General features: G+C 60.8%; 27 protein-coding genes. 12 read left to right on the forward strand and 15 right to left on the reverse strand.

Annotated elements, in window-relative coordinates:
- Positions 1–99 precede the first annotated feature (99 nt).
- Entirely contained in the window at positions 100–648 is a 549-nt protein-coding gene (locus ATE40_RS14400) for a nucleotidyltransferase family protein (RefSeq protein WP_019453839.1), read from the forward strand.
- A gap of 52 nt (positions 649–700) precedes the next feature.
- A complete protein-coding gene (locus ATE40_RS14405) occupies positions 701–1,168 on the forward strand; it encodes a FlxA-like family protein (protein WP_019453840.1) in 468 nt (155 codons plus the stop codon).
- A 1-nt stretch (position 1,169) separates the two neighbouring features.
- Here the strand turns inward: ATE40_RS14405 and ATE40_RS14410 are convergent, their stop codons facing one another.
- Positions 1,170–2,090 (reverse strand): LysR family transcriptional regulator, encoded by a 921-nt coding sequence (locus ATE40_RS14410; protein WP_063919826.1) that lies wholly within the window; start codon positions 2,088–2,090, stop codon positions 1,170–1,172.
- A gap of 97 nt (positions 2,091–2,187) precedes the next feature.
- On the opposite strand from ATE40_RS14410, the gene ATE40_RS14415 reads away from it, so the two are divergent.
- Complete coding sequence (locus ATE40_RS14415) at positions 2,188–3,180, forward strand: bile acid:sodium symporter family protein (RefSeq protein ID WP_019453842.1); 993 nt, start codon at positions 2,188–2,190, stop codon at positions 3,178–3,180.
- Between the two features lie 27 nt (positions 3,181–3,207).
- On the opposite strand, the gene ATE40_RS14420 is transcribed toward ATE40_RS14415, so the two are convergent.
- The 3 genes from ATE40_RS14420 to zipA form a co-directional block, all read right to left on the reverse strand.
- The gene (locus tag ATE40_RS14420) at positions 3,208–3,423 is read right to left on the reverse strand and encodes a DUF3820 family protein (protein ID WP_004936441.1); all 216 of its coding nucleotides are present in this window, start codon (positions 3,421–3,423) and stop codon (positions 3,208–3,210) included.
- On the reverse strand, positions 3,423–5,444 hold the full coding sequence (ligA, locus tag ATE40_RS14425; RefSeq protein ID WP_063919827.1) for an NAD-dependent DNA ligase LigA: 2,022 nt from the start codon (positions 5,442–5,444) through the stop codon (positions 3,423–3,425). The genes ATE40_RS14420 and ligA overlap by 1 nt, the downstream gene beginning before the upstream one ends.
- 79 nt (positions 5,445–5,523) lie before the next feature.
- Positions 5,524–6,549 (reverse strand): cell division protein ZipA, encoded by a 1,026-nt coding sequence (gene zipA / locus ATE40_RS14430; RefSeq protein ID WP_063919828.1) that lies wholly within the window; start codon positions 6,547–6,549, stop codon positions 5,524–5,526.
- Between the two features lie 221 nt (positions 6,550–6,770).
- Between zipA and cysZ the strand changes: the two genes are divergently transcribed.
- The 5 genes from cysZ to crr all read left to right on the forward strand — a co-directional run bounded on the left by cysZ (position 6,771) and on the right by crr (position 11,673).
- On the forward strand, positions 6,771–7,529 hold the full coding sequence (cysZ, locus tag ATE40_RS14435) for a sulfate transporter CysZ (RefSeq protein ID WP_019453845.1): 759 nt from the start codon (positions 6,771–6,773) through the stop codon (positions 7,527–7,529).
- Positions 7,530–7,714: 185 nt separating this feature from the next.
- Positions 7,715–8,683, forward strand: coding sequence for a cysteine synthase A (cysK, locus tag ATE40_RS14440; RefSeq protein ID WP_016926786.1), 969 nt, complete (start codon positions 7,715–7,717; stop codon positions 8,681–8,683).
- A 399-nt stretch (positions 8,684–9,082) separates the two neighbouring features.
- Positions 9,083–9,340: a phosphocarrier protein Hpr gene (ptsH, locus tag ATE40_RS14445; RefSeq protein ID WP_004936458.1), complete on the forward strand. Its 258-nt coding sequence runs from the start codon at positions 9,083–9,085 to the stop codon at positions 9,338–9,340.
- Positions 9,341–9,386: 46 nt separating this feature from the next.
- Positions 9,387–11,114, forward strand: a complete 1,728-nt coding sequence (gene ptsI / locus ATE40_RS14450; protein WP_025160148.1) for a phosphoenolpyruvate-protein phosphotransferase PtsI — start codon at positions 9,387–9,389, stop codon at positions 11,112–11,114.
- A gap of 49 nt (positions 11,115–11,163) precedes the next feature.
- Positions 11,164–11,673 carry a PTS glucose transporter subunit IIA gene (gene crr / locus ATE40_RS14455; RefSeq protein ID WP_004936467.1) on the forward strand — a complete coding sequence of 170 codons (510 nt, stop codon included), beginning with the start codon at positions 11,164–11,166 and terminating at the stop codon, positions 11,671–11,673.
- Between the two features lie 76 nt (positions 11,674–11,749).
- Here crr and ATE40_RS14460 read toward each other — a convergent pair whose 3' ends face one another.
- The 10 genes from ATE40_RS14460 to ATE40_RS14505 all read right to left on the reverse strand — a co-directional run bounded on the left by ATE40_RS14460 (position 11,750) and on the right by ATE40_RS14505 (position 21,283).
- Complete coding sequence (locus tag ATE40_RS14460; RefSeq protein WP_063919829.1) at positions 11,750–13,072, reverse strand: ATP-binding protein; 1,323 nt, start codon at positions 13,070–13,072, stop codon at positions 11,750–11,752.
- 6 nt (positions 13,073–13,078) lie between these two features.
- Positions 13,079–13,759, reverse strand: coding sequence for a response regulator transcription factor (locus ATE40_RS14465; RefSeq protein ID WP_063919830.1), 681 nt, complete (start codon positions 13,757–13,759; stop codon positions 13,079–13,081).
- Between the two features lie 255 nt (positions 13,760–14,014).
- Complete coding sequence (gene cysM, locus ATE40_RS14470; RefSeq protein WP_063919973.1) at positions 14,015–14,896, reverse strand: cysteine synthase CysM; 882 nt, start codon at positions 14,894–14,896, stop codon at positions 14,015–14,017.
- Between the two features lie 84 nt (positions 14,897–14,980).
- Positions 14,981–16,069, reverse strand: a complete 1,089-nt coding sequence (gene cysA, locus ATE40_RS14475; RefSeq protein ID WP_063919831.1) for a sulfate/thiosulfate ABC transporter ATP-binding protein CysA — start codon at positions 16,067–16,069, stop codon at positions 14,981–14,983.
- Positions 16,059–16,934 (reverse strand): sulfate/thiosulfate ABC transporter permease CysW, encoded by an 876-nt coding sequence (gene cysW, locus ATE40_RS14480; protein ID WP_063919832.1) that lies wholly within the window; start codon positions 16,932–16,934, stop codon positions 16,059–16,061. Before cysW ends, cysA begins: the two co-directional genes overlap by 11 nt.
- Positions 16,934–17,773: a sulfate/thiosulfate ABC transporter permease CysT gene (gene cysT / locus ATE40_RS14485; protein ID WP_019453852.1), complete on the reverse strand. Its 840-nt coding sequence runs from the start codon at positions 17,771–17,773 to the stop codon at positions 16,934–16,936. Before cysT ends, cysW begins: the two co-directional genes overlap by 1 nt.
- The gene (locus tag ATE40_RS14490; protein WP_019453853.1) at positions 17,774–18,796 is read right to left on the reverse strand and encodes a sulfate ABC transporter substrate-binding protein; all 1,023 of its coding nucleotides are present in this window, start codon (positions 18,794–18,796) and stop codon (positions 17,774–17,776) included.
- Between the two features lie 201 nt (positions 18,797–18,997).
- Entirely contained in the window at positions 18,998–19,897 is a 900-nt protein-coding gene (locus ATE40_RS14495) for a Dyp-type peroxidase (protein ID WP_019453854.1), read from the reverse strand.
- A gap of 177 nt (positions 19,898–20,074) precedes the next feature.
- A complete protein-coding gene (locus tag ATE40_RS14500; RefSeq protein ID WP_019453855.1) occupies positions 20,075–20,662 on the reverse strand; it encodes an RpoE-regulated lipoprotein in 588 nt (195 codons plus the stop codon).
- Between the two features lie 156 nt (positions 20,663–20,818).
- Positions 20,819–21,283 carry a DUF2919 domain-containing protein gene (locus ATE40_RS14505; protein ID WP_063919833.1) on the reverse strand — a complete coding sequence of 155 codons (465 nt, stop codon included), beginning with the start codon at positions 21,281–21,283 and terminating at the stop codon, positions 20,819–20,821.
- A gap of 176 nt (positions 21,284–21,459) precedes the next feature.
- Here ATE40_RS14505 and ATE40_RS14510 point away from each other — a divergent pair, with 176 nt between their 5' ends.
- Complete coding sequence (locus ATE40_RS14510; protein WP_019453857.1) at positions 21,460–21,858, forward strand: YgiW/YdeI family stress tolerance OB fold protein; 399 nt, start codon at positions 21,460–21,462, stop codon at positions 21,856–21,858.
- A 42-nt stretch (positions 21,859–21,900) separates the two neighbouring features.
- Here the strand turns inward: ATE40_RS14510 and ATE40_RS14515 are convergent, their stop codons facing one another.
- Positions 21,901–22,326, reverse strand: coding sequence for a GNAT family acetyltransferase (locus tag ATE40_RS14515; protein WP_004936504.1), 426 nt, complete (start codon positions 22,324–22,326; stop codon positions 21,901–21,903).
- Between the two features lie 204 nt (positions 22,327–22,530).
- On the opposite strand from ATE40_RS14515, the gene amiA reads away from it, so the two are divergent.
- The 3 genes from amiA (at position 22,531) to ATE40_RS14530 (ending at position 24,853) form a co-directional block, all read left to right on the forward strand.
- Positions 22,531–23,412 carry an N-acetylmuramoyl-L-alanine amidase AmiA gene (gene amiA / locus ATE40_RS14520; protein ID WP_019453858.1) on the forward strand — a complete coding sequence of 294 codons (882 nt, stop codon included), beginning with the start codon at positions 22,531–22,533 and terminating at the stop codon, positions 23,410–23,412.
- 65 nt (positions 23,413–23,477) lie between these two features.
- On the forward strand, positions 23,478–24,398 hold the full coding sequence (gene hemF / locus ATE40_RS14525) for an oxygen-dependent coproporphyrinogen oxidase (RefSeq protein ID WP_019453859.1): 921 nt from the start codon (positions 23,478–23,480) through the stop codon (positions 24,396–24,398).
- Positions 24,398–24,853 (forward strand): YaiI/YqxD family protein, encoded by a 456-nt coding sequence (locus ATE40_RS14530; RefSeq protein ID WP_004936514.1) that lies wholly within the window; start codon positions 24,398–24,400, stop codon positions 24,851–24,853. The genes hemF and ATE40_RS14530 overlap by 1 nt, the downstream gene beginning before the upstream one ends.
- The last annotated feature ends 12 nt before the right edge of the window (positions 24,854–24,865 follow it).

Raw genomic sequence — 24,865 nt, forward strand, 5'->3', positions numbered from 1 at the left:
AGAAGAAAATTATTTTGCCGGCGATCGCCGCCATCATGCTTTCCCCCATTTCACCCACCGCCGCTTCGGGTTACAGTAGCCGCGAAAACGGGAGGGGTGATGGATCCGCAACGGCAAATTATCGAATGGCTGCAACAAGATAACACTCGCATGGCGGCCCTGCGCACCGTGCGCAGGCTCGGCCTGAATGACTGGTGCCTCGGCGCCGGCTTTGTACGCAATCTGGTGTGGGACCGGCGGCATGGCTACGCCGTGGCGACGCCGCTCAACGATATCGACGTGATTCATTTCGATGCGGAGCGTGCGCAGGCCGAACGCGATCGCATGCTGGAAGCACGTTTGCAACAGTGGCTGCCGCAGCCGTGGTCGGTCAAGAACCAGGCGCGCATGCACCTGCGCAGCGGCCGGGCGCCCTACCGCAACAGCGAAGAGGCCATCAGCTTCTGGACCGAAGTGGAAACGGCGATCGGCGCACGCCTGAACGCCGACGACAGCATCACGCTGGTGGCCCCCTTCGGGCTCGCGGCGCTGTTCAACGACACCATCACCTTCAACGTGAAAAACGGCGACCGCGCCGCCTATGCCCAGCGGGTGCTCGACAAAGGCTGGCTGCTGCGCTGGCCGCATCTGCGGCAGGTAAAGATTTAGCCGCCGCTGCCGATACCCTGAACAGCGATATACCGACTCAGGGAGAGCATCCATGTCGACCACCATCACCATGATAGTACCGATCAAAAATACCGTTCCCGGCGTCAGCAACGTGTTCAGCGCGCCGGGCCATCAGGGCGAACTGCTGATGGCCAAACCGGTCAACAACCAGCCGCAGGGCGGCAAGATGGAGAAAAACGAACGCGCCAACGGCAATGACGAACCGGTCAACCTCAACGAAAGCCGCGCCTCGGCCCGCATCAAGGCGCTGAACCGGCAGATTCAGGCGCTGCAGCAAAAGTTGGTGGAGCTAAAGGACTCCGACGCCGATCCTAAGGAAATCGAAAAGCAGAAGCAGCTGATCGAAGCGCAGATCAAAATGTTGCAGGCAGAAATCGCCCGCATCCAGAAAGAAGAAATGGAAAAGCAGCAGCAGGAGCAGATGGCAAAAGCCGCGGCGCAATCCGGCGACGGCGTAAACCGCCCAACGCCGCTCAACGCTGTGGACGTCTATATCTGAGTCAATATTCCGCGTTTTCCTGCCGGCGCTGTTGCAGCAGCGCCGCCTGCTGACGCGCCACCTGCCAGATGGCCTCCGCCGCCGGCGTCAGCGAACGGTTCTTGCGCCGCACCAGCATCAGAGCACGGTTGATCTCCGGCACCAGCCGCCGCACCCGGAGCCGCCCCCCTTCCGGCAGCGGCAACGCCAACGCCGGGAAAATGCTGATGCCGATCCCCTCCGCCACCATCGGGAACAGCGTCGCCGGATGGCCGATTTCCTGCACTACCGGCGCCTCCACGCCCTGCTGTCTCAGCGCGCTGTCGATCAGCGGTCGGCTGCCCGACGCATAGTCCTGCAACACCAGGCGGCAACCGTTCAGCGCCGACCAATGTACCGCCTGCTGCGCCGCGAACGGATGATCGTCGCGGCACAGCAACAGGAACGGCTCGTGCAGCACCGCTTCGCACTCCAGATCCACCGCCTGTACCGGATCGACCACGATGCCGAAATCCACCTCCGCGTTGCGCACGCTGTGCAGCACCTGCTGCTGCGCCTGATCGCGCAGCATGATGCGGATCTCCGGGTATTCGCGCTCACCGGCGGCGATGCACTGCGGCATCAGATGGGCGGAAATGGTTTGGCTCGTCGCCACCCGCACCGTGCCGCTGCGCTGTACGCCAAAGCTGCGCGCATCCAGCAACGCGGCCTGCAGTTCGTCCAGCAGCCGCTCAACCCGATTGGCCAGCCGCAGGCCGGCGTCGGTCAGCACCACTTCACGCGTGGTGCGATCCAGCAGGCGCACGCCGACCTCTGCTTCCAGCTCTTTCACGCTGTGGCTGACCGCCGATTGCGTCAGACCAATCGCCTCACCGGCGCGGCTGAAACTGCCGTGGCGAGCGATGGCGACGAACACCCGCAGCTGTTTGAGTGAGTAATTCATGTGTTTTATTCATATATGAATTAAATAAATCAATTTAATTATTATATGCCCACGCGGGAGAATAGCCCCATCGATTTTCTACCCTGAGCGCACCGCCATGAGATTTCTGCCCGATCGTTTTACCCTGACGCTGATCGCCACCGTATTGCTGGCGTCGTTCCTGCCGGCGCGCGGCGAGTTCGTCGGCTGGCTCAACGCCCTGACCATCGCCGCCATCGCCCTGCTGTTCTTCATGCACGGCGCCAAGCTGTCGCGCGAGGCCATCCTGGCCGGCAGCAATAACTGGCGGCTGCATCTGTGGGTGATGTTCAGCACCTTCATCATTTTTCCGGCGCTGGGCATGCTGTTCGCCTGGTGGGCGCCGATCGACGTCAGCCCCGAGCTGTACGCCGGTTTCATCTACCTGTGCATCCTGCCCGCCACCGTGCAATCGGCCATCGCCTTCACCTCGCTGGCGGGCGGCAACGTGGCGGCGGCGGTGTGCAGCGCTTCCGCCTCCAGCCTGCTCGGGATCTTCGTGTCGCCGCTGCTGGTCGGCCTGCTGATGAATGTGCACGGCGATACCGGCAGCCTGCGGCAGGTCGGCTCGATCGTGCTGCAGCTGCTGGTGCCGTTCGTCGCCGGCCACCTGCTGCGGCCGCTGATCGGCGGCTGGATCGAACGCCATCGCCCGCTGATCGGCAAAACCGACCAGACCTCGATTCTGCTGGTGGTGTACGCCGCCTTCAGCGAAGCGGTGACGCACGGCATCTGGCATCAGGTCGGGCTTGGTTCGCTGGCGTTTATCGTCGGCGGCAGCATCGTGTTGCTGACGATCGTGCTGGTGGTGAACACTTACATGGCGCGTTGGCTGGGGTTCAGCAAGGCGGACGAGATCACCATCGTGTTCTGCGGCTCGAAGAAAAGCCTGGCGAACGGCATTCCGATGGCCAATATCCTGTTTCCGGCGGCTCAGGTGGGGATCATGGTGCTGCCGCTGATGGTGTTTCATCAGGTGCAGCTGATGACCTGCGCAGTGTTGGCGAAGAGGTACCAGCGTAAGCGGCAGACGCAACAGGCGGTGCCCAACGCACAGGCGTCGCGCGGGTAAAAAAAAGACGGGCCAAGGCCCGTCAGATCAGCTTTTCTTCAGCGGCTTGACCAGGTGGTCAAGCCCTTCGATTTTAATCGCCAGCGTCATCTCCATCAGCATACCGAGCTTGCCTTTGGGGAATTCGCCTTTGCGAGCGAACCACAGCAGGTACTCTTCGGGCAGGTCGATCAGCACCCGCCCCTGGTACTTGCCGAACGGCATCACGGTATTGGCGATCTCCAGCAGGTTTTCTTTTTCCATCAGTCACCCAGCAGGCGGATCATCTCCGCTTCATCGATCACCGCGATACCCAGCTCCTGCGCCTTCGCCAGCTTGGAACCGGCCGCCTCGCCGGCGATCACCAGGTCGGTTTTCTTCGATACGCTGCCGCTGACCTTGGCGCCCAGCGCCGTCAGGCGATCTTTGGCTTCGTCACGCGACAGCTGGCTCAGCGAACCGGTTAACACCACGGTTTTGCCGGCGAACGGGCTGTCTATCTCGTCCGCCACCACCACCACCGGCGCCGGCCAATGAATGCCGATCTCGGCACCCACCAGCTCGTTGATCACCTGCTGATTGAGCGCTTCATCGAGGAAGTTGCGGGTGTGTTTGGCCACCACTTCACCGACGTCCGGCACTTCTTTCAACGCCTCAATATCGGCGGCGAACAGCTTCTCCAGCGAACCGAAATGCGCCGCCAGGTTGGCAGCGGTCGCCTCACCGACCTCGCGAATGCCCAGCGCGTACAGGAAGCGGGCGAAGGTAGTCTGCTTGGATTTCTCCAGCGCGTTGACCAGGTTCTGCGCCGATTTCGGCCCCATGCGATCCAGGCCGGTCAGAATGCCGGCGGACAGGCGGAACAGATCGGCCGGATTCTTCACGTACTCCTTGTCCACCAGCTGCTCGATGATCTTGTCGCCCATGCCCTCTACGTCCAGCGCGCGACGGGAAACGAAGTGCTTCAACGCCTCCTTGCGCTGCGCACCGCAGATCAGCCCGCCAGTGCAACGCGCCACGGCCTCGCCTTCCACGCGCTCAACGTCGGAACCGCACACCGGGCAATGCAGCGGGAACACCACTTCGCGCGCATCCTGCGGCCGGCGGTCTTCCAGCACCCCCACCACCTGCGGGATCACGTCGCCGGCGCGGCGCACGATCACCGTATCGCCGATGCGCAGCCCCAGACGCTCGATTTCATCGGCGTTGTGCAAGGTCGCGTTGCTGACGGTCACCCCGGCCACCAGCACCGGCTCAAGGCGGGCCACCGGCGTAATCGCGCCGGTGCGGCCAACCTGAAACTCCACTTCGCGCACCACGGTGATCTGCTCCTGCGCCGGGAATTTGAACGCCGTCGCCCAGCGCGGCGCGCGTGCCACGAAGCCCAGCGTTTCCTGCAGGTCGATGTCGTCAATCTTGATCACCACGCCGTCGATGTCGAAACCGAGCTGCGCGCGGTCCTGCTCGACCTGGCGATAAAACGCCAGCACTTCCTCGCTGCCGGTGCGACGCTGGGCGCGATCGCTGACCGGCAGACCCCAGGCTTTGAACTGCATCAGGCGCTCAAAGTGGCTGCGCGGCAGCTCGCCGCCTTCCAGCAGGCCAACGCCATAGCAGAAGAAGGTCAACGGACGTTTGGCGGCAATACGCGGATCGAGCTGACGCAGCGATCCGGCGGCGGCGTTGCGCGGATTGGCGAACACCTTGCCGTCTTTGCGCCGGGCTTCTTCGTTCATTTGCTCAAAACCGGCCTGCGGCATAAACACTTCACCGCGCACTTCCACCCGGCGCGGGATGTTGTCGCCGGTCAGGCGCAGCGGGATGGCGCGGATGGTACGCACGTTGGCGGTGATGTTCTCACCGGTGGTGCCGTCGCCGCGCGTCGCCGCGCGCACCAGCTCGCCGTCTTCGTACAGCAGGCTGACCGCCAGGCCATCCAGCTTCAGCTCGCAGCAGAAGGTCAGCGGATCGCTGCTCTTGAGCCTATCTTGCACGCGCTTGTAAAACGCCAGGAAGCTCTCTTCGTCAAACACGTTGTCCAGCGACAGCATCGGCACTTCGTGACGCACCTGGTCGAACGCCGCCAGCGGTGCCGCGCCCACGCGCTGGGTCGGCGAATCGGCGGTGACCCACTCAGGATGCGCGCTCTCCAGCTCGCGCAGCTCGCGCATCAGGCGGTCATATTCCGCATCCGGCACTTCCGGCGCATCCAGCACATGATACTGGTATTCATGATGGCGCAATGTGGCTCGTAGTTGATTGATTTGTTGGATTATCGATTCCATGGCTCACCATCAAAGATAAAAAACCCCCGGCTAGCGGGGGCTTTGTTGTTACGGATGTTCAGTGCGCGCGGCAACCCGGTCAGGCGTTGTTTTCCAACACTTCACGGATGCGCGCTTTGTAGGTTTCCAGCTTCTGCGGCGTCATCATGCGGCGCTCGTCGTCCAGCACCACGCCGCCCACGTCGTCGGCGATGCGCTGCGCCGACTGCAGCATCAGCTTGAAGTTCTGATTGGCGTCGCCGTAAGACGGCACCATCATGAACATCGACACGCCCGGCGTGGAGAAGTCGGACATCATGTCAGGATCGAACGATCCCGGCTTGACCATGTTCGCCAGGCTGAACAGCACCGGGCCGCTGCCGGCCGGGCTGATATGGCGGTGGAAGATGCCCATCTCGCCAAACTGGAAGCCCGCCTGCAACACGCTCTGCAGCAGCACTTCGCCGCCGATCACGCCGCCCTGATGGGCCGCGACGTGCAGCACCAGCACGGTCTCTTTCAGCTTAGCCGGAATTGGCGCAACCGCCGGCTGTTGTGGCTGCGGCGCAGGTTCCTGCGCCGGCTTCGCTGCCGGCGCGGGCTGCACAGGGGCCGGTTCGGCGTGGAATGCCGGTTCCGCCACCTGCGGCGCCTCATGTTCATGCGGCAGATCGTCGACGCGCGGCTCGCGGCGCGCGGCCGGTTGCGGTTGCTGCGGCTCGGCCTGTTCTTCGTCCGGCGCGTAGTTGTTCAGCAGGATGTCATCATACTCCGGCCGCTGAGACAGCGGAGGCGGTGTCTGATGAGCGGCCGGCTGAACGGCGCGGGGCGCTGGCGCAGCCGCCGGAGCGGGCTTCGGCGCGGCCACGGGTTCTTCGCGTGCGGCATCGAAATGGCCGAATGACGGCTCGTCTTGCGGGTGAGCGGCGCGCACGCGCACCTCACCGACGCCTTCTTCGAGATCGTCGATCGGAGTTTGTTCACGTTCCTTTTGGGAACGTTTGGCTGGGCGATCGCGGAAGAGCGCTGACCGTTCTTTGCGACTGGTCCACAGACCGTGCAATAACAGCGCTATTATGGCGATCGCGCCAACAACGATTAATATCAGACGCAAATCCTGCATCATTGCTATCTCTGTTGTTCCAATACATTGCCACCGCGGCAAACATTCACTCTTTAACTCTATTTGCCCGCGCACACAAGTGCAAGTCCGTGCTGAACTTTATGCCAATAAAGATGATTATACTGCCTTTTTCTGCTGGTTTTTCAGCCAACCCTACCCTAGCCAGTGGAAAATCATCCCTATATGATAATGATGCCTGTTCAGACAACGAGATAACTTAAGATATGTCCTATACGCAGCCCCCTTCCCGCCCGACCAGCGGCATTCACTATTTTGCCGAAGGCTGGCGCCTGATTTCACGCCCGGGGATTAAACGCTATGTGGTCCTGCCGTTGCTGGTCAACGTGCTGCTGATGGGCTCCGCTTTCTGGTGGCTGTTCAGCCGGCTCGGCGACTGGATCCCGGCGATGATGAGCCACGTGCCCGACTGGCTGCAATGGTTGAGCTACCTGCTGTGGCCGCTGGCGGTCGTTTCGGTGCTGCTGGTGTTCAGCTATCTGTTCAGCACCATCACCAATCTTATTGCCGCGCCGTTCTGCGGCCTGCTGGCGGAACAGCTCGAAGGCAGCCTGACCGGCAAACCGCTGCCGGACACCGGCCTGCTCGGCATCGCCAAAGATCTGCCGCGCATCATGGCGCGCGAATGGCGCAAGCTGATGTATTACCTGCCGCGCGCGCTGCTGCTGCTGGCGCTGTATTTCGTGCCCGGCATCGGTCAGACGGTGGCGCCGGTGCTGTGGTTCCTGTTCAGCGCCTGGATGCTGGCGATCCAGTATTGCGACTACCCGTTCGACAACCACAAGGTGAGCTTTGCCGACATGCGCCGCGCCTTGCGCCAGCACAAAACCGACAACCTGCAGTTCGGCGCGCTGGTCAGCCTGTTCACCATGATCCCAATCCTCAATCTGGTGATCCTGCCGGTCGCCGTCTGCGGCGCCACCGCGATGTGGGTCGATCGCTACCGCTCGCAATTCGTCCGATAATCGCCGTTTTTTACCGCCGATAGCGCGGGAATTTTCGACAGGGCGCGCATTTCGCGCCCTTATCATTGTGCTTAAAACTTATTTCCTAATAACATATAGATATACCAATTCTTTACTTCCCTGCCGGTACTGTTAGCGTATGCTTTCGATGTTCCCCACATTTTCATAGAGTTAAAGGACGGGCTATGAGCAAGATATATGAAGACAACTCATTAACAATCGGCCATACGCCGCTGGTTCGTCTGAACCGTATCGGCAACGGACGCATTCTGGCCAAGGTTGAATCGCGCAACCCGAGCTTCAGCGTCAAATGCCGCATCGGTGCCAATATGATTTGGGATGCGGAACAACGCGGCGTGTTGACCGCCGGCAAGGAACTGGTAGAGCCCACCAGCGGCAACACCGGCATCGCGCTGGCCTTCGTCGCCGCCGCGCGCGGTTACAAGCTGACGCTGACCATGCCGGAAACCATGAGCATCGAGCGCCGCAAGCTGCTCAAGGCGCTGGGCGCCAACCTGGTGCTGACTGAAGGGGCGAAAGGCATGAAGGGCGCCATCGCCAAAGCGGAAGAGATCGTCGCCACCGATCCGAACCGTTACCTGATCCTGCAACAGTTCAGCAACCCGGCCAACCCGGCGATCCATGAGAAAACCACCGGCCCGGAAATCTGGGAAGACACCGATGGGGAAGTCGACGTGTTCATCTCCGGCGTCGGCACCGGCGGCACGCTGACCGGTGTCAGCCGCTACATCAAGAACACCAAAGGCAAAGCCATCACCACCGTGGCGGTCGAGCCGACCGACTCGCCGGTCATCAGCCAGGCGCTGGCTGGTGAAGAGCTGAAACCGGGCCCGCACAAGATTCAGGGCATCGGCGCCGGTTTCATTCCGGGCAACCTCGATCTGGACCTGGTGGATCGCGTCGAGAAAATCTCCAACGACGAAGCCATCAGCATGGCGCGTCGCCTGATGGACGAAGAAGGCATCCTGGCGGGTATCTCCTCCGGCGCGGCGGTCGCGGCAGCGGTAAAACTGGCCGAAGAACCGGCGTTCGCCGACAAGACCATCGTGGTGATCCTGCCGTCTTCCGGCGAACGTTATTTGAGCACCGCGCTGTTTGCCGATCTGTTCACCGAGCAGGAATTGCAACAGTAATTCCAGCACTGCACAAATCGCTAAAAAAGCACCCTGCGGGGTGCTTTTTTGTGGACTGGATCAAACTTTATAGCAGTCCAAGATTGCTTTTGCCCGTCTCCTTTAGTATTTAACGGTGCATTATTTCGATGCGCAAAATTAATCACCCCCCGAGCCCGGTCAAGGCTGAATCGATTTACTCATCTGTCGCCGACGCGTCGAATCGGGCATAATGGGGAGCGGATTGGAACGACGTCTAAAGCCGAGTTTTTTGATCTGAAGTGCCTAACGCGTCGTTTTCTGTTGCATCAACGTTCGCCCCTGTCCATAGTCAGGCGCTATAACCAGGCAAGCTAAAGTCAGGCCCCTGGGCTAAACTTTAGCACCACAACATTAATCCAATAAGTTGGGGAAACATCAATGTTCCAGCAAGAAGTTACTATTACCGCTCCGAATGGTCTGCATACTCGCCCTGCCGCTCAGTTCGTTAAAGAAGCCAAAGGCTTCACGTCTGACATCACCGTGACCTCCAACGGCAAAAGCGCCAGCGCTAAAAGTCTGTTCAAACTGCAAACTCTGGGGCTGACTCAAGGGACCGTAGTGACCATCTCCGCTGAAGGTGAAGACGAGCAGAAAGCCGTTGAGCACTTGGTAAAACTGATGGCAGAGCTTGAGTAATCGGCCCGTCTTTTTAGTTAACACCAGTCAAGAGTAAGGTAGGGTTATGATTTCAGGCATTTTAGTATCACCGGGCATCGCTTTTGGTAAGGCTCTCTTGCTGAAAGAAGACGACATTGTCATCAACCGGAAAAAAATCTCTGCTGATCAAGTAGAGCAGGAAGTCTCGCGTTTTCTGGCCGGCCGCGCGAAAGCGTCCGAACAGCTGGAAGCGATCAAGACCAAAGCTGGCGAAACCTTCGGCGAAGAGAAGGAAGCTATCTTCGAAGGCCACATCATGTTGCTGGAAGACGAAGAGCTTGAGCAGGAAATCATAGCCCTAATCAAAGATGAGCTGGCCTCCGCAGACGCCGCCGCCTACACCGTGATCGAAGGTCAGGCGAAAGCGTTGGAAGAGCTGGACGACGAATACCTGAAAGAACGCGCCGCCGACGTGCGCGACATCGGCAAGCGCCTGCTGCAGAACATCCTGGGCATGCCGATCGTCGATCTGGGCTCCATTCAGGACGAAGTGATCCTGGTGGCCACCGATCTGACCCCGTCAGAGACCGCGCAGCTGAACCTGGACAAAGTGCTGGGCTTCATCACCGACCTCGGCGGCCGTACCTCCCACACCTCCATCATGGCGCGCTCCCTGGAGCTGCCGGCGATCGTCGGTACCAGCGACGTGACCAAGCAGGTGAAAAACGACGACTACCTGATTCTGGACGCGGTTAACAACAAAATTTACGTTAACCCGACCGCTGACGTTATCGATCAGCTGAAAGCCGCCCAGAACCAATACATCACCGAGAAAAACGATCTGGCCAAGCTGAAGGACCTGCCGGCGATTACGCTGGACGGCCATCAGGTTGAAGTCTGCGCCAACATCGGCACCGTGCGCGACGTCGCGGGTGCAGAGCGCAACGGCGCGGAAGGTGTCGGCCTGTATCGTACCGAATTCCTGTTCATGGACCGCGACTCGCTGCCGACCGAAGACGAGCAGTTCCAGGCTTACAAGGCCGTGGCGGAAGCCATGGGTTCGCAAGCGGTGATCGTCCGCACCATGGACATCGGCGGCGACAAAGACCTGCCGTACATGAACCTGCCGAAGGAAGAGAACCCGTTCCTCGGCTGGCGCGCCATCCGCATCGCGATGGACCGCCGTGAAATCCTGCATGCCCAGCTGCGCGCCATCCTGCGCGCCTCGGCGTTCGGCAAACTGCGCATCATGTTCCCGATGATCATCTCCGTGGAAGAAGTGCGCGATCTGAAAGGCGAAATCGAGACGCTGAAGGCGCAGCTGCGCGAAGAAGGCAAGGCGTTTGACGAGAGCATCGAAGTGGGCGTGATGGTGGAAACACCGGCTGCGGCGGTCATCGCTCACCACCTGGCGAAAGAAGTCGACTTCTTTAGTATTGGGACAAACGATCTAACCCAGTATACTCTGGCGGTAGATCGCGGCAACGAGCTGATTTCTCATCTCTATAACCCGATGTCCCCATCAGTACTTGGCCTGATTAAACAGGTTATTGATGCATCTCACGCGGAAGGCAAGTGGACCGGCATGTGCGGTGAACTGGCTGGCGATGAGCGTGCTACACTGTTGTTATTGGGCATGGGGCTGGATGAGTTCAGCATGAGTGCGATTTCAATCCCGCGCATCAAGAAAATTATTCGCAACACGAATTTCGAAGATGTGAAGGCGTTGGCAGCGCAAGCCTTGGCACAGCCAACGGCACAAGACCTGATGAATTGCGTCAATAAATTCATCGAAGAAAAAACGCTCTGCTAAACTTCCACGACACTGGAACGCCGCCCAATTTAATGCTTAGGAGAAGATCATGGGTTTGTTCGATAAACTGAAATCTCTGGTTTCTGATGACAAGAAAGACACGGGCACTATCGAGATCGTCGCTCCCCTTTCTGGCGAAATCGTCAATATCGAAGATGTGCCGGACGTAGTGTTCGCTGAAAAAATCGTTGGCGACGGTATCGCTATCAAACCGGCCGGCAACAAAATGGTTGCTCCGGTTGACGGCACCATCGGCAAGATTTTCGAAACCAACCATGCATTCTCTATCGAATCCGACAGCGGCATTGAGCTGTTCGTCCACTTCGGCATCGATACCGTAGAACTGAAAGGCGAAGGCTTCAAACGCATCGCCGAAGAAGGTCAGCGCGTCAAGAAAGGCGACGTCGTTATCGAGTTCAACCTGCCTCTGCTGGAAGAGAAAGCCAAGTCGACCCTGACGCCGGTCGTTATCTCCAACATGGACGAGATCAAAGAGCTGATCAAACTGTCCGGCAGCGTAACCGTTGGCGAAACCCCGATCATCCGCATCAAGAAGTAATCGCGGATGATCAATAAAAAACGGCGCCCTCGGCGCCGTTTTTTTTATCCCTTCGGGGTATCCCCATCTCGCTGCGTCATGACGACCAGCGCGGCACGCGCAGAGTGATGATCAGCCCCTCTTTGTCGCCGTTGCGCGCCTCAACCTGGCCGCCGTGCGCCAGCACCACCTTGCGGGTAATCGCCAGCCCAAGGCCGTAGCCCTTGCCCGACAGCGCCGATTTCACGCGCACGAAAGGATCGAAGATGCTCGACAGCTTCGACTCCTCGACGCCCGGCCCCTGATCGCTGACGGCGATCTGAAACTGATTGTCGACGCGCGACAGCGCCACCGTCACCCGCTGACCGTGGCTGGAAAAGCGCAACGCATTACGCACGACGTTATCCACCGCACGCCGCATCAGCTCCGCATTGCCCTTGACGGTGTACTCCACATCCGATTCGGCCTGCAGCACGATATCCACGCCGGGCACCTGCGCCTCGTAGCGCGCATCGCTCACCACCGCGTCCACCAGACCATACAGATCGAAATACTCTTCGTCCGGCAAGCTGCTGTGTTCGGTACGCGACAGCGCCAGCAGTTCGCCGATCATTTTGTCCAACCGCCCCGACTCATGTTCGATACGCTTCAGCGAGGTTTCGACGTTGCCGGCATTCTGCCGCGCCAGGCCGATGGCCAACTGCAGGCGCGCCAACGGTGAACGCAGTTCGTGCGAAACATCGTGCAGCAACTGCTCACGGGCGCTGACCAGCAGCTCCAGCCGCTCGGCCATGGTATCGAAATCGCGCGCCACGTCAGACAGTTCGTCATGACGCCGCCGCATATTCGGGTACAGCCGCACCGACAGATCGCCCTGCGCCACCCGATCCAGGCCGCCGCGCAGCTGACGCATCGGGCGGGTCAGGTTCCAGGCCAGCACGGCGCTGAACAGCAAACCGCCCAGCCCGCCGACCCACAGCATCGGCGCTGGAATGTTGAAGAAGTGGGAACGCCGCTCCGGCCGATACTCTTCCCGCAGCCCGCGCACGTTATAACTCAGCCAGTACCCCTGCCCTTCTCCAGTTTGCACCCAGGCGGAAATCTCTTTCGGCATCCGCCGCCCTTCAAACACCGGTTCTTCCGGCTCAGGCGGCGGTTGGGTCATCGGCGTAACGGACAGCAGACGCCGATCGTCCTCCGGCCAGTCGCGCATCAGGGCTTCCAGCGCCGGCATGCCGCCGCTGCCCAACTGGGTGGTGGCGGAGGTCAGCAGCAAGCCGATCGCCCGCCGTGCCATGGAATTCTCCGGCGGCACATAGCGGTCGCCATAAAGAGAAAATGCCACCCACAAGGCCTGCGTCATAATGAGGAAGGTCAGCCAAAAGCCGAGCAAAATTTTCCAGAACAGTCTTCCGCGCATGTCTGGTTACCGTATGCGATAGCCGATGCTGCGCACCGTCTCGATGCTCAGCTTACTGCCGGCCAGCGCGCTCAGCTTCTGGCGGATATTGCTGATATGCACGTCTACGCTGCGATCATAGGCCTCGCGCGGGCGCCCCAGTCCTTTCTCGGACAGTTCGTCCTTCGACACCACGCGATCCGGCGCGCGCAGCAACAGCTCCAGCAGATTGAATTCCGAAGCCGTCAGATCAAACGCCTTGCCCCGCCATTCGCTGCTGCGGGTAGAAGGGTTCATCGTCAGCTCGCCGAAGCTGATGGCGGCCTCGTCGTCCGCCTCTTGCGGCCGCTCTTCGAAACGGCGCAGCACCGCGCGCAGACGCGCCACCAATTCGCGCGGATAGCATGGCTTGGGCATATAATCGTCGGCCCCCATCTCCAGGCCAATCACCCGATCGATGTTGTCGCCTTTGGCTGTCAGCATGATGATCGGCAGCCGGCTCTTTTTACGCACGTCGCGCAGCACGTCGATGCCGCTCATGTCCGGCAGCATGATGTCGAGGATCATCGCGGTATAATCGCCCGACAGCGCGCCTTCGACCCCCGCCTTGCCGGTCAGCACCAGCGTGGCGTCGAAGCCTTCGCCCGTCAGGTATTCGCTCAGCATGGTGCCAAGCTCCAGGTCATCGTCGACCAGTAAAATTTTCATGCCTTGCTCCTTCACCGATTTTCGTTATTTTCCCGCCAATTCCGCCGGCCCGCAGCCGGTTTTACTCAATCCTTACACATCGCTCTTTGCGTCTCGCCACCGTTATTGTGGCCGCTGTTGCGCGATTTCTCTACTTCAGTCAGGGGATTGGCGCGCGAGCAGGCGATAGCCGCCGCTTCGGCGGGCCGGACAGGCAGTCTGTAACAGGGAGGTGAGAAGGCGTTTCCCGGCGGGACGCGCCGCCGGGAGGGGGACTCAGTCGAATACGCCGGTGGAGAGGTAGCGATCGCCGCGATCGCAGACGATCGCCACCACGACGCTGCCGGGGTGAGCCGCCGCGACGCGCAGGGCGCCGACTACCGCGCCACCGGAGCTGACGCCGCAGAAGATACCTTCACGCTGCGCCAACTGACGCATGGTCTGCTCGGCATCGCCCTGTTCGATATCCAGCACCTGATCCACCAGCTCCGGGCGGAAAATGCCCGGCAGGTAAGCGGGTGCCCAACGGCGAATACCGGGGATGCTGCTGCCTTCCGCCGGCTGCAGGCCGATGATCTGCACCTGCGGGTTCTGGCTCTTCAGGTAACCGCCCACCCCGGTAATGGTGCCGGTGGTGCCCATGCTGGAAACGAAGTGCGTGATGCGCCCTTCGGTCTGGCGCCAGATCTCCGGACCGGTAGTGGTGAAGTGGGCATAGGGGTTGTCCAAGTTATTGAACTGATCCAGCACCTTGCCCTGCCCCTGGCGCTGCATCTCCAGCGCCAGATCGCGCGCGCCTTCCATTCCCTGTTCACGGCTGACCAGGATCAGCTCGGCGCCGTAGGCACGCATCGCCGCCTGCCGCTCCAGGCTCATGTTCTCCGGCATCAGCAGCTTCAGCGTATAGCCTTTCAATGCAGCGATCATCGCCAGCGCAATGCCGGTGTTGCCGCTGGTGGCCTCGATCAGCACGTCGCCGGGCTTGATCTCACCGCGCAGCTCCGCCTGCTGGATCATCGCCAACGCAGCGCGATCCTTCACCGATCCCGCCGGGTTATTGCCTTCCAGTTTGACCCATACTTCGCTGCCCGCCTGGGCGGCCAGCCGTTGCAGTTTTACCAGCGGGGTATTCCCGATGCATTGTTCGAGCGTTGTCACGATCTTTGCCTGTGTGTTGTTGATGTACGTAAAGTAAAAAGGCAACCCTGGGGTTGCCTTGAATAAAAGGGCAGCTAAAACCTATCAGGCGCTTTTGGCTAACGCAACAGGTTGCAGCAGTTGATCGCCGGCATACAGCCGCGCATTGAGGCTGCCGACGTAATAGCGGCCGCCGCGCACCGGCGTGGCGTTGCCTTCCGGCAGTACCACGCTGATCGGTTCCTGGTGCCAGCCGATCGGTTGCACCGTCAGCTGCCAGAAGTGGCCGCGCGGGCTGACTTCCAGCACCTGTACCGGCAGCGGGCAGCGCTCGCTGCTCTCAGTCGCCACTTCCATTTCCCACGGGCGCAGGAACAGATCGACGCTGCCCTGATGCATCGGCTGGAACGACAGCGGCCACTGGTGCGCGCCGACGAACAGCTGGGAACCGCGAATTTCGCCGTTCAGGCGGTTCACTTCCCCCATGAATTCCAGCACGAAGCGGCTGGCCGGTTCGCGCATGATTTCGATCGGCGAACCGACCTGTTCGATATTGCCCTGGCTCATCACCACGATGCGGTCGGCCACTTCCATCGCCTCTTCCTGATCGTGGGTGACGAACACGCTGGTGAACTTCAGCTCTTCATGCAACTGACGCAGCCAGCGGCGCAGCTCTTTGCGCACCTGCGCATCCAGCGCGCCGAACGGTTCGTCCAGCAGCAGAATTTGCGGTTCCACCGCCAAGGCGCGCGCCAGCGCCACGCGCTGTTTCTGGCCGCCGGACAGCTGCGACGGATAGCGGCTGGCCAGGTGGCCCAGCTGTACCATTTCCAGCAGCTGAGTGACTTTCTGTTTGATCGCCGCGGCGTTCGGACGCTCGCGACGCGGCAGTACGGTCAGGCCAAAGGCGATATTGTCGAACACCGTCATGTGGCGGAACAGCGCATAGTGCTGAAACACGAAGCCCACACGCCTGTCGCGCGCGTGCATGTGGCTGACATCGGTGCCGTGGAAGCCCAGTTTGCCGCCGCTCTGGCTTTCCAGCCCGGCGATGATGCGCAGCAGCGTGGTCTTGCCGGAACCGGACGGCCCGAGCAGCGCCACCATCTCGCCGGAAGCAATATCGAGCGAGATATCGTTCAATACCTTGGTGCGACCGAAGTACTTGTTGATGCCGTTAATCTCAATGCTCATGATTTTCCTCCCGCTCGAGACGCGCGTTCTGGCGTTCCAGACGCCACTGCAGCGCACTCTTCAAAAATAGGGTAACGATCGCCATCAGGGTCAACAGCGCGGCGGCGGTAAAGGAGCCGACGGTGTTGTAATCCTGCTGCAACAGCTCGACCTGCAGCGGCAAACTGTAGGTTTCGCCGCGAATCGAACCGGACACCACCGACACCGCGCCGAACTCGCCGATGGCACGCGCGTTGGTCAGCACCACACCGTATAGCAACGCCCAGCGAATGTTGGGCAGCGTCACGCGGCGGAACATCTGCCAGCCGGACGCCCCCAGAAGAATGGCGGCCTCGTCTTCCTGGCTGCCCTGGCTGAGCATCATCGGCACCAGCTCGCGCACCACGAAGGGACAGGTGACGAAAATGGTCACCAGCACCATGCCCGGCCAGGAGAACATGATCTGGATGTTATGCGTGTCCAGCCAGCCGCCCAGCAGGCCGTTGCTGCCGTAAAACAGCAGGTAAATCAGCCCCGCCACCACCGGTGAAACGGCGAACGGAATGTCGATCAGCGTCAGCAGCAGCTGGCGGCCGGGGAAGGTGAAACGCGTCACCAGCCACGCCAGCAAGGTGCCGAACACCAGGTTGAACGGCACGGTGATCAGCGCGATCAAGACCGTCAGCCAGATGGCGTGCAGCATGTCCGGATCGAGCAAGTTGCTCCACATCGCGCCGAACCCTTTGGAGAAGGCCTCGGCGAAAATCGACATCATCGGCACCACCAGCAGCAGCACCGAAAACAGCGCGCCGATGGCGATCAGCGTCCACTTGCCCCAGTTGACGCGCGGGCGCTCGGCGCCGTTGAAGGCGGAAACATCAGCCATCAGTGCCCTCCTCCCAAACGTCTGCCGAAGCGGCTTTGCAATACGTTAATGCTGAACAGCAGCAGCAGCGACGCCGCCAGGATCACCGAAGCGATAGCGCTGGCCGCCGGGTAATCAAACTCCTGCAAACGTACAAAAATCATCAGCGAGGTCACTTCCGTCTTCCAGGCGATGTTGCCGGCGATGAAAATCACCGCGCCGAACTCGCCCAGGCTGCGGGTAAAGGAAATGGCGGTGCCGGCCAGCAGTGCCGGCGCCACCTCGGGCAACACCACGCGGCGAAAGCTCTGCCAGCGCGTGGCGCCCAGCGTCTCGGCCGCCTCTTCGTATTCCGGCCCCAGCTCTTCCAAAACCGGCTGCACGGTGCGCACCACAAACGGCAGGCTGGTGAACGCCATCGCCACCGCGATCCCAAGCCAGGTGAAGGTGACCTTAATGTCAAAGTGCGCCAGCCACTGACCGTACCAGCCAGTGGTGGAAAACAGACCGGCCAGCGTCAGGCCGGCCACCGCCGTCGGCAGCGCGAACGGCAGATCGATCAGGCCGTCCAGCAGCGAACGGCCGGGAAAACGGTAGCGCGTCAGGATCCAGGCCATCAGCATGCCGAACACCGCGTTGAACAGGCTGGCGACGCCGGCGGCCAGCAGCGTCACTTTGTACGCCGCCACCACCTGCGGGTTGGAAATCACTTCCCAATATTGCGCCAGGCTCATCTGCGCCAGCTGCATCACCAGCGCGGTGAGCGGCAGCAGCAGGATCAGACAGGTATAAAACAGGCTGCTGCCGAGGCTGAGGCCAAATCCGGGCAGCACCCGCTTACTGGACGACAACGCCAACATTTACTTGCGCCCTGCCGCTAACAGCTGATCCAACTCGCCGCCGGTGGCGAAGTGAGTTTTCATCACCTGCGGCCAACCGCCGAACTGGTCTTCCACCCGGAACAGTTTGGTGTCCGGGAATTGCCCTTTCGCCGCCGCCATCGCTTTCTGGTCATAGACGCGGTAGTAGAAGCTGGTGATCACCTGCTGCGCCGCCGGGCTGTAGAGGTAGTTCAGATAGGCTTTGGCCGCCTGCTCGGTGCCGTTGCGCTCGACGTTTTTGTCGACCCAGGCCACAGGAAACTCCGCCAGAATATCGACCGGCGGCACGATCACTTCGTACTTGTCTTCACCGTATTGCTTACGGATGTTGTTCACTTCGGACTCGAAGCTGATCAGCACGTCGCCCAAGCCGCGTTCGACGAAGGTGGTGGTCGCGCCGCGGCCACCGGTATCGAACACCAGCACGTTTTTCAGGAAGCGGGTCATAAAGGCGCGGGTCTTGGCCGGATCGTTGCCGTCAGCCTGGCTGGCGGCGCCCCAGGCGGCCAGATAGGTGTAGCGGCCGTTGCCGGAGGTTTTCGGATTCGGGAACACCAGCTTCACGTCGTCGCGCACCAAATCGTTCCAGGTGTGGATGCCCTTCGGGTTGTCCTTGCGCACCAAAAACGCCATGGTGGAATAGAACGGCGAGCTGTTGTTGGGCAGGCGCGCCTGCCAGTCCGCCGGGATCAGCTGCCCACGATCGTGCAGGATCTGCACGTCGGTCACCTGGTTGTACGTCACCACGTCGGCGCGCAAGCCCTGCAGGATAGCCAGCGCCTGCTTGGAGGAACCGGCGTGCGACTGTTTGATGGTCAGCTTGTCGTTCGGGTGCTGTTGATTCCACTGCTGTTCAAAGCCGGGGTTCAGCGCGACGAACAATTCACGGGAAACGTCATAAGAACTGTTCAGCAATTCCGCCGCCGACGCTGCGCCGCTCGCCAACAGCGCAGCCGCCAGCCAACCTTTCAGCACGAGATTTTTAACCCGGTTTTGTTTCATTCTGCACCTTATCACTGAGTCAGTCCTTCAGGCTTTCGCCTTATTGACGACCAGTGTATTTATAACTCGGTGCGGAGCTGTAACGCTTTTATATACCGTTTAGTGATTTACAAGCATCAAACGCTATAAGGCAGGAAAAGAGCGGCGTTTTCGGGTCGGGAATGCGGGCCGAAGCCGGGCGCGCCGGCTTCGGCAACGGCGTCAAAGTGACAGCAGGCGTGTCAGCGATGGCGCAAAGTAGTAGCTGCCGGTCACCGCTCGGCTGAAACGCAGCATCGCGTCGCGTTTGCCGTCCAGATCGCCGAACATGCTCAGCAGCTGCTGCTCGATATTGTGCAGGCGCGCGCAATAGGCGATGAAGAACAGGCCGTGCTTGCCGCTGGCGGTGCCGTAAGGCAGGCTCTGGCGCAGAATCTTCAGGCCCTTGCCGTCCTCTTTCAGATCGACACGGCTGACGTGCGAAGTATCCGGGCGCTGGTCCGCCGGCAGCTCTTCGCTGTCGTGCTTGGTGCGGCCGATGATCTGCTCCTGCTGTTCGGTGGTAAAACGCTGCCACTGGCGCAGGTTGTGCTCGTAACGTTGCACCAGCACGTAGCTGCCGCCCGCATCCTCTTCACCCTCGGCGATCGTCGCCACTGCCGGGCGCTGGTCGCCCTGCGGGTTTTCGGTGCCGTCGATGAAGCCGCTCAGATCGCGCTCTTCCACCCAGCGGAAGCCATGGGTTTCTTCTTCGATCTTGATGACGTTGCCGAACGCCGCCAACGCGGCCTGCGCCAGCGTAAAGTTGACGTCGTGGCGCAGCGACTGAATGTGGATCAGCATATCGCGCTGGGTGGCCGGCGCCAGTCCTTTGCCGAGCGGCGTAAACGGCTTCAGTTCTTTCGCGCCCTGGCCGCTGGAGAGATCGTGCCAGACGTCATAGCCGAAAGCGATAACCGCGCCGAGGCGCGCATCGGGAAACTGCTGTTGCAGCTCGCTCAACGTCTGACAAAACTGTTTGCAGCCCTGGCGCAAATCGGCGAATTCGCCCTGTACGCTGGCTTCCATAAAAATGGCGAAACGGCAGTGCTCCAGCAGAATGCCGCTCTGAACCTGTGTCATGTTGTTATCCTCAATACCAGAATCCGGCAACAGGTATGGCGGTTGACGCGCGGGTTCCCTGTTACAAACGCGCGCTATGATACCGCAAGCACGGGCGATTGCCTTGCAGCAGCGCAAAGAAAATAGGGGTAATGGCTTGAAAAGGCAGGCGCCGCGCACCGGCGCCCGTTGACAGCGTTACTGCTGCGGTTTGGCGTGCCAAACGATCTTGCTGACCGTCCAGCTTTTCAGGGTGTCGTCCGGCGGGATGATATCCTGCGCCCCGGCCCACTTGCCGCTGAAGATGTAGGTGACGTACTTGCTCTGCTCCGCCACGCACTCCACCTTGCCGGCGTCTTCGCCGCTGCCCGGTTTACAGGAACCGAACGCCTTGCTGTACATGTCGCCGAACGGCGTGCCGAGCTTGTTGCCCCACTCCGTCGCCACTTTAGGATCCATCACGTCCACCCGCTGCAGGCGCCCTTTCGGTTCGCCGGTGATCACCAGCTTCACTTCGTCGCCGGACAGCGCCTGATAGTAAGAGACGATCTGGCCGTTGTTGGTCGCCATGCCGCCGCGCAGGCGGTAGTTGCCGTCCAGCCCGTCGTTGATGGCGCTTTCCGACATCGGCGTGCCGGCGTTGAGCTTGCCGACGCCCTTGGCGCCGACCTCCAGGCTGCTGCCGAACCAGTTGAACGGCGACAGGCTGGACCAGGAGAAATTGGACATGCTCGAACAGCCGGTCAGTAACAGCGGAAGCCCTAACAGCAGGGGGCGAATATTCATCTCTAGCTCCTTAAACATCAATGGCACGGGGCGGTAATCCGCCCCTGCCGCACTCGGCGTTTTGCTGCGTGCCAGCCTCTCACAACGGCCCGCACTACGCCAACGGTTGCCTGCTTGGAGTGCGGAAAATGCGAAAAGTGCCGCACTTCTCGGCAATTAGTCAGCCTGCTCCGCCGGCGCGAAACAGGCTTTCAGGCGCGCATTCAGCAGCAGATAGCTCAGCGCCAGCGCGTCGAACAGCGCCAACGCCAACTCCAGCCCCGGCGCATCGCCGTCCTGGCGCCACAGGCTGAACAGCGAGCCGCCGAGCGACGCCAGCAGAGAGGCTGCCAACACCCAGCGCCAGCCGCGCCACAGCCGCGGCCATTGGTGGCGACGGCCGCTCAGCAAAAACGCCAGCGCCGCCGGCAGACCGAGCAGCATGCCGTACCAAAAGCGTTGGGTATCCGGATAAAACAGCGCCAGCAAGCTTTCGCCCTGCTCGCGCGAAGCGCCGGCCATCACGAACAGCAGCCAGGTGCGCGCCTGCAGAATCAGCACGGCCCAAAACCCCAGCGGCAGCCGCAGCGTGCCGTGCTGATCGAAATCGTCCGGGGAAAAGCGGGGTGAGAATGGCTTCAACGGTCGTTCCTTGCCAACAGAATAAAAAGACTATGGCTACAGATGGGCGCCGGCGATGGGAATTTCAATGCGTCGGCTTAAGAAGCTCTTAAGATCGGCGTGTTTTAATCCTTATCACCAAGCAAGCACCCGATATCAGCGGGATGTGATTTTCGATAACGATAAGGAAGCGCAACATGAAAAAACTGACTCTGGCCGCTCTGATCGCGCTGTGCAGCGCACCGGTACTGGCGCAACAAGGCGGGTTCCTCGATCCGGCCGCGCCGCAGGCGCAAACACAGCCTGCTCCGCAGGGCGGTTTCTCCGGCCCCAGCGCGGCGCTGACCACCGTGGACAAGGTGAAATCGCTGAGCGACGACACCTGGGTGATGCTGCAGGGCAACATCGAACAGCGCATCGGCGACGAAACCTATACCTTCCGCGACGCCACCGGCACTCTGACGGTCGATATCGACCGCAAACGCTGGAACGGCCAGACCGTTACGCCGAAAGACAAGGTGCAGTTGGAAGGTAAAGTGGATAAAGACTGGAACAGCCTCGAAGTGGACGTGAAAACCGTCAAAAAGCTGCCGTAATGCGCTGCGGCGGGCGGTGCAACGCCGCCGCCCGCTGCCTGCTCAATATTCCTGATCTTCGATCAGCCGCTTGCCCAGGCTGGTGATGCCCTGGATCTCGTAGCCGAGCTTCTCGTACATCTCGACCACCGTGTCGTTGTCTTCGCGCACCATAATCTGGATCTTCGGGCAGCCACGGGCGATCAACTTCTTCTCCAGACGGTTGATCAACGCATTGGCGATGCCGCGCCCGCGATAGTCGGGATGCACCCCGAGGTAATAAGCCGATCCGCGGTGGCCGTCATAGCCGCCCATCACCGAACCGACCACTTCACCGCCAACCTCCGCCACCAGGAACAGCTCCGGGTCGTGGTTCAGCTTGCGCTCGATGTCCATTTCCGGATCGTTCCAGGGGCGCAGCAGATCGCAGCGCTCCCACAGGGTAATGACTTCTTCAAAGTCGTCTTGTCGAAATACGCGAATTTCCATCGATGTTGGCCGCTGTTAATTAAGGTGTTTATCTGATTATCGCGTGATTATTCACTTACGCAATATCAAACTGCGATTTACCGCGCTATTTGCCCAGAAATCGCCGGTAACAGGCGTAATAAATGGAAATAGTTATCGGGTCGATTAATGATTATCAATACGATATAACGTCGCAAAATAGAAACGTCGATGGAGCGTTGCGTAATGAAAAAGCAGGGTAAACCATTCCTCAATTTTAAACCGCTTGCCGTTTCCCCGACGCGACGCCAACTTTTGCTTTCCGGCCTGGCGGTGGCGCTGCTCGGCGTAAAAAGCCAAAGCGCCAAGGCGGAAGGCCTGCTGCGCAATCAGCACAGCAAACCGGCGGCAAAACCGATCGGCGGCAAAAAGCTGGTGATGATCGATCCCGGCCACGGCGGCATCGATTCCGGCGCGGTCGGCCACGAAGGCTCGCAGGAAAAACACATCGTGCTGGAAATCGCCAACCACGTGCGCCGTTTTCTGCATGAGCACGACCACGTCGAAGCGCGCCTGACGCGCGAAGAAGACGAGTTCATTCCGCTGTTCCAGCGGGTGGAGATCGCCCACCAGCACCAGGCCGATCTGTTCATTTCGATTCACGCCGACGGCTTCACCAGCCCATCGGCCTCTGGCGCTTCGGTGTTCGCCCTCTCCAACCGCGGCGCCAGCAGCGCCATGGCGCGCTACCTGTCCAATCGTGAAAACGCCGCCGACGACGTGGCGGGCGGCAAGTACAAGGATCAGGACAACTACCTGCAGCAGGTGCTGTTCGATCTGGTGCAAACCGATACCATCAACAACAGCCTGACGCTCGGCCGCCACGTGCTCGGCCAGATCCGCCCGGTGCACCACCTGCACAGCGACAGCACCGAACAGGCGGCGTTCGCGGTGCTGAAATCGCCGTCCATTCCCTCAGTACTGGTAGAAACCTCGTTCATCACCAACCCGAACGAAGAGCGGCTGCTGGGCACCACCGCGTTTCGCGAGAAAATAGCCCGCGCCATCTCGGACGGCATCATCAATTTCTTCGATTACTTCGATGCCCACCAGCGCAAACCCCGCTGATGCCGCGGGCGGCGAATAAGAGTATACTCAGCGCCTTGTTCAGCCAGACGCTATAAAGACCCCGCATGAGTTTACCTAACATCGCTGAAGTAAAATCCTTCCTGCTGGCGCTGCAGGATCATATCTGCGCGCAGCTCGCCCAGGCCGACGGCGGCGCCACGTTCACCGAAGACCAATGGACGCGTGAAGAAGGCGGCGGTGGCCGTAGCCGCGTGCTGACCAACGGCGCGGTGTTCGAACAGGCGGGGGTCAACTTCTCGCACGTCTCCGGCGCCACCCTGCCGGCCTCGGCCACCGCGCACCGTCCGGAACTGGCCGGGCGCAGTTTCCAGGCGATGGGCGTCTCATTGGTGATCCACCCGCTCAGCCCCTACGTGCCCACCAGCCACGCCAACGTGCGCTTCTTCATCGCCGAAAAGCCGGGCGAAGCGCCGGTGTGGTGGTTCGGCGGCGGCTTTGACCTGACGCCGTTCTACGGTTTCGCAGAGGATGCCGTGCACTGGCACCGTACCGCGGCCGAGCTGTGCGCGCCGTTCGGCGACGAGGTTTACCCCAAATACAAGCGGTGGTGCGACGATTACTTCTTCATCAAGCACCGCAACGAAGCGCGCGGCATCGGCGGCCTGTTCTACGACGATCTGAACACCCCGGACTTCGACCACTGCTTCGCCTTCACCCGTGCGGTGGGCCAGGGCTTCCTCGACGCCTATCTGCCGATCGTCGAAAAACGCAAGGCCTTGACCTGGGGCGAGCGTGAGCGTCAGTTCCAGCTCTATCGCCGCGGCCGCTACGTGGAGTTCAACCTGGTGTGGGATCGCGGCACGCTGTTCGGGCTGCAAACCGGCGGGCGCACCGAGTCCATTCTGATGTCGATGCCGCCGCTGGTGCGTTGGGAATATAACTACCAGCCGGAAGGCGACAGCCCGGAAGCGGCGCTGGCGCGCGATTTTCTGCCGGTGCGCGACTGGCTGCAGGAGCCGAAATGATGCAGATTTGGGTCGATGCGGACGCTTGTCCGAACGTGATCAAAGAGGTGCTGTTCCGCGCCGCCGATCGCACCGCCATCACCGTGACGCTGGTGGCGAACCAGCCATTGCGCACGCCGCCGTCGAAGTACATCCGTTCACTGCAGGTAGCGGCCGGTTTCGACGTGGCCGACAACGAGATCGTGCGCCGCTGCGAAGCGGGCGATCTGGTGATCACCGCCGACATTCCGCTGGCGGCGGAGGTGATAGAGAAAGGCGCGGTGGCGCTGAACCCGCGCGGCGAGCGCTATACGCCGGACACCATCCGCGAGCGCCTCAACATGCGCGATTTTATGGATACCCTGCGCGCCAGCGGCATTCAGACCGGCGGCCCGAACGCCCTGAACCAGCGCGACCGCCAGCAGTTCGCCAACGAGCTGGACAAATGGCTGCTGCAGGCAAAACGGGCGCAGTGACTGCGCCCTGCT

Origin of the sequence: Serratia surfactantfaciens (genome assembly GCF_001642805.2) — a bacterium.
GTDB lineage: Bacteria > Pseudomonadota > Gammaproteobacteria > Enterobacterales > Enterobacteriaceae > Serratia > Serratia surfactantfaciens.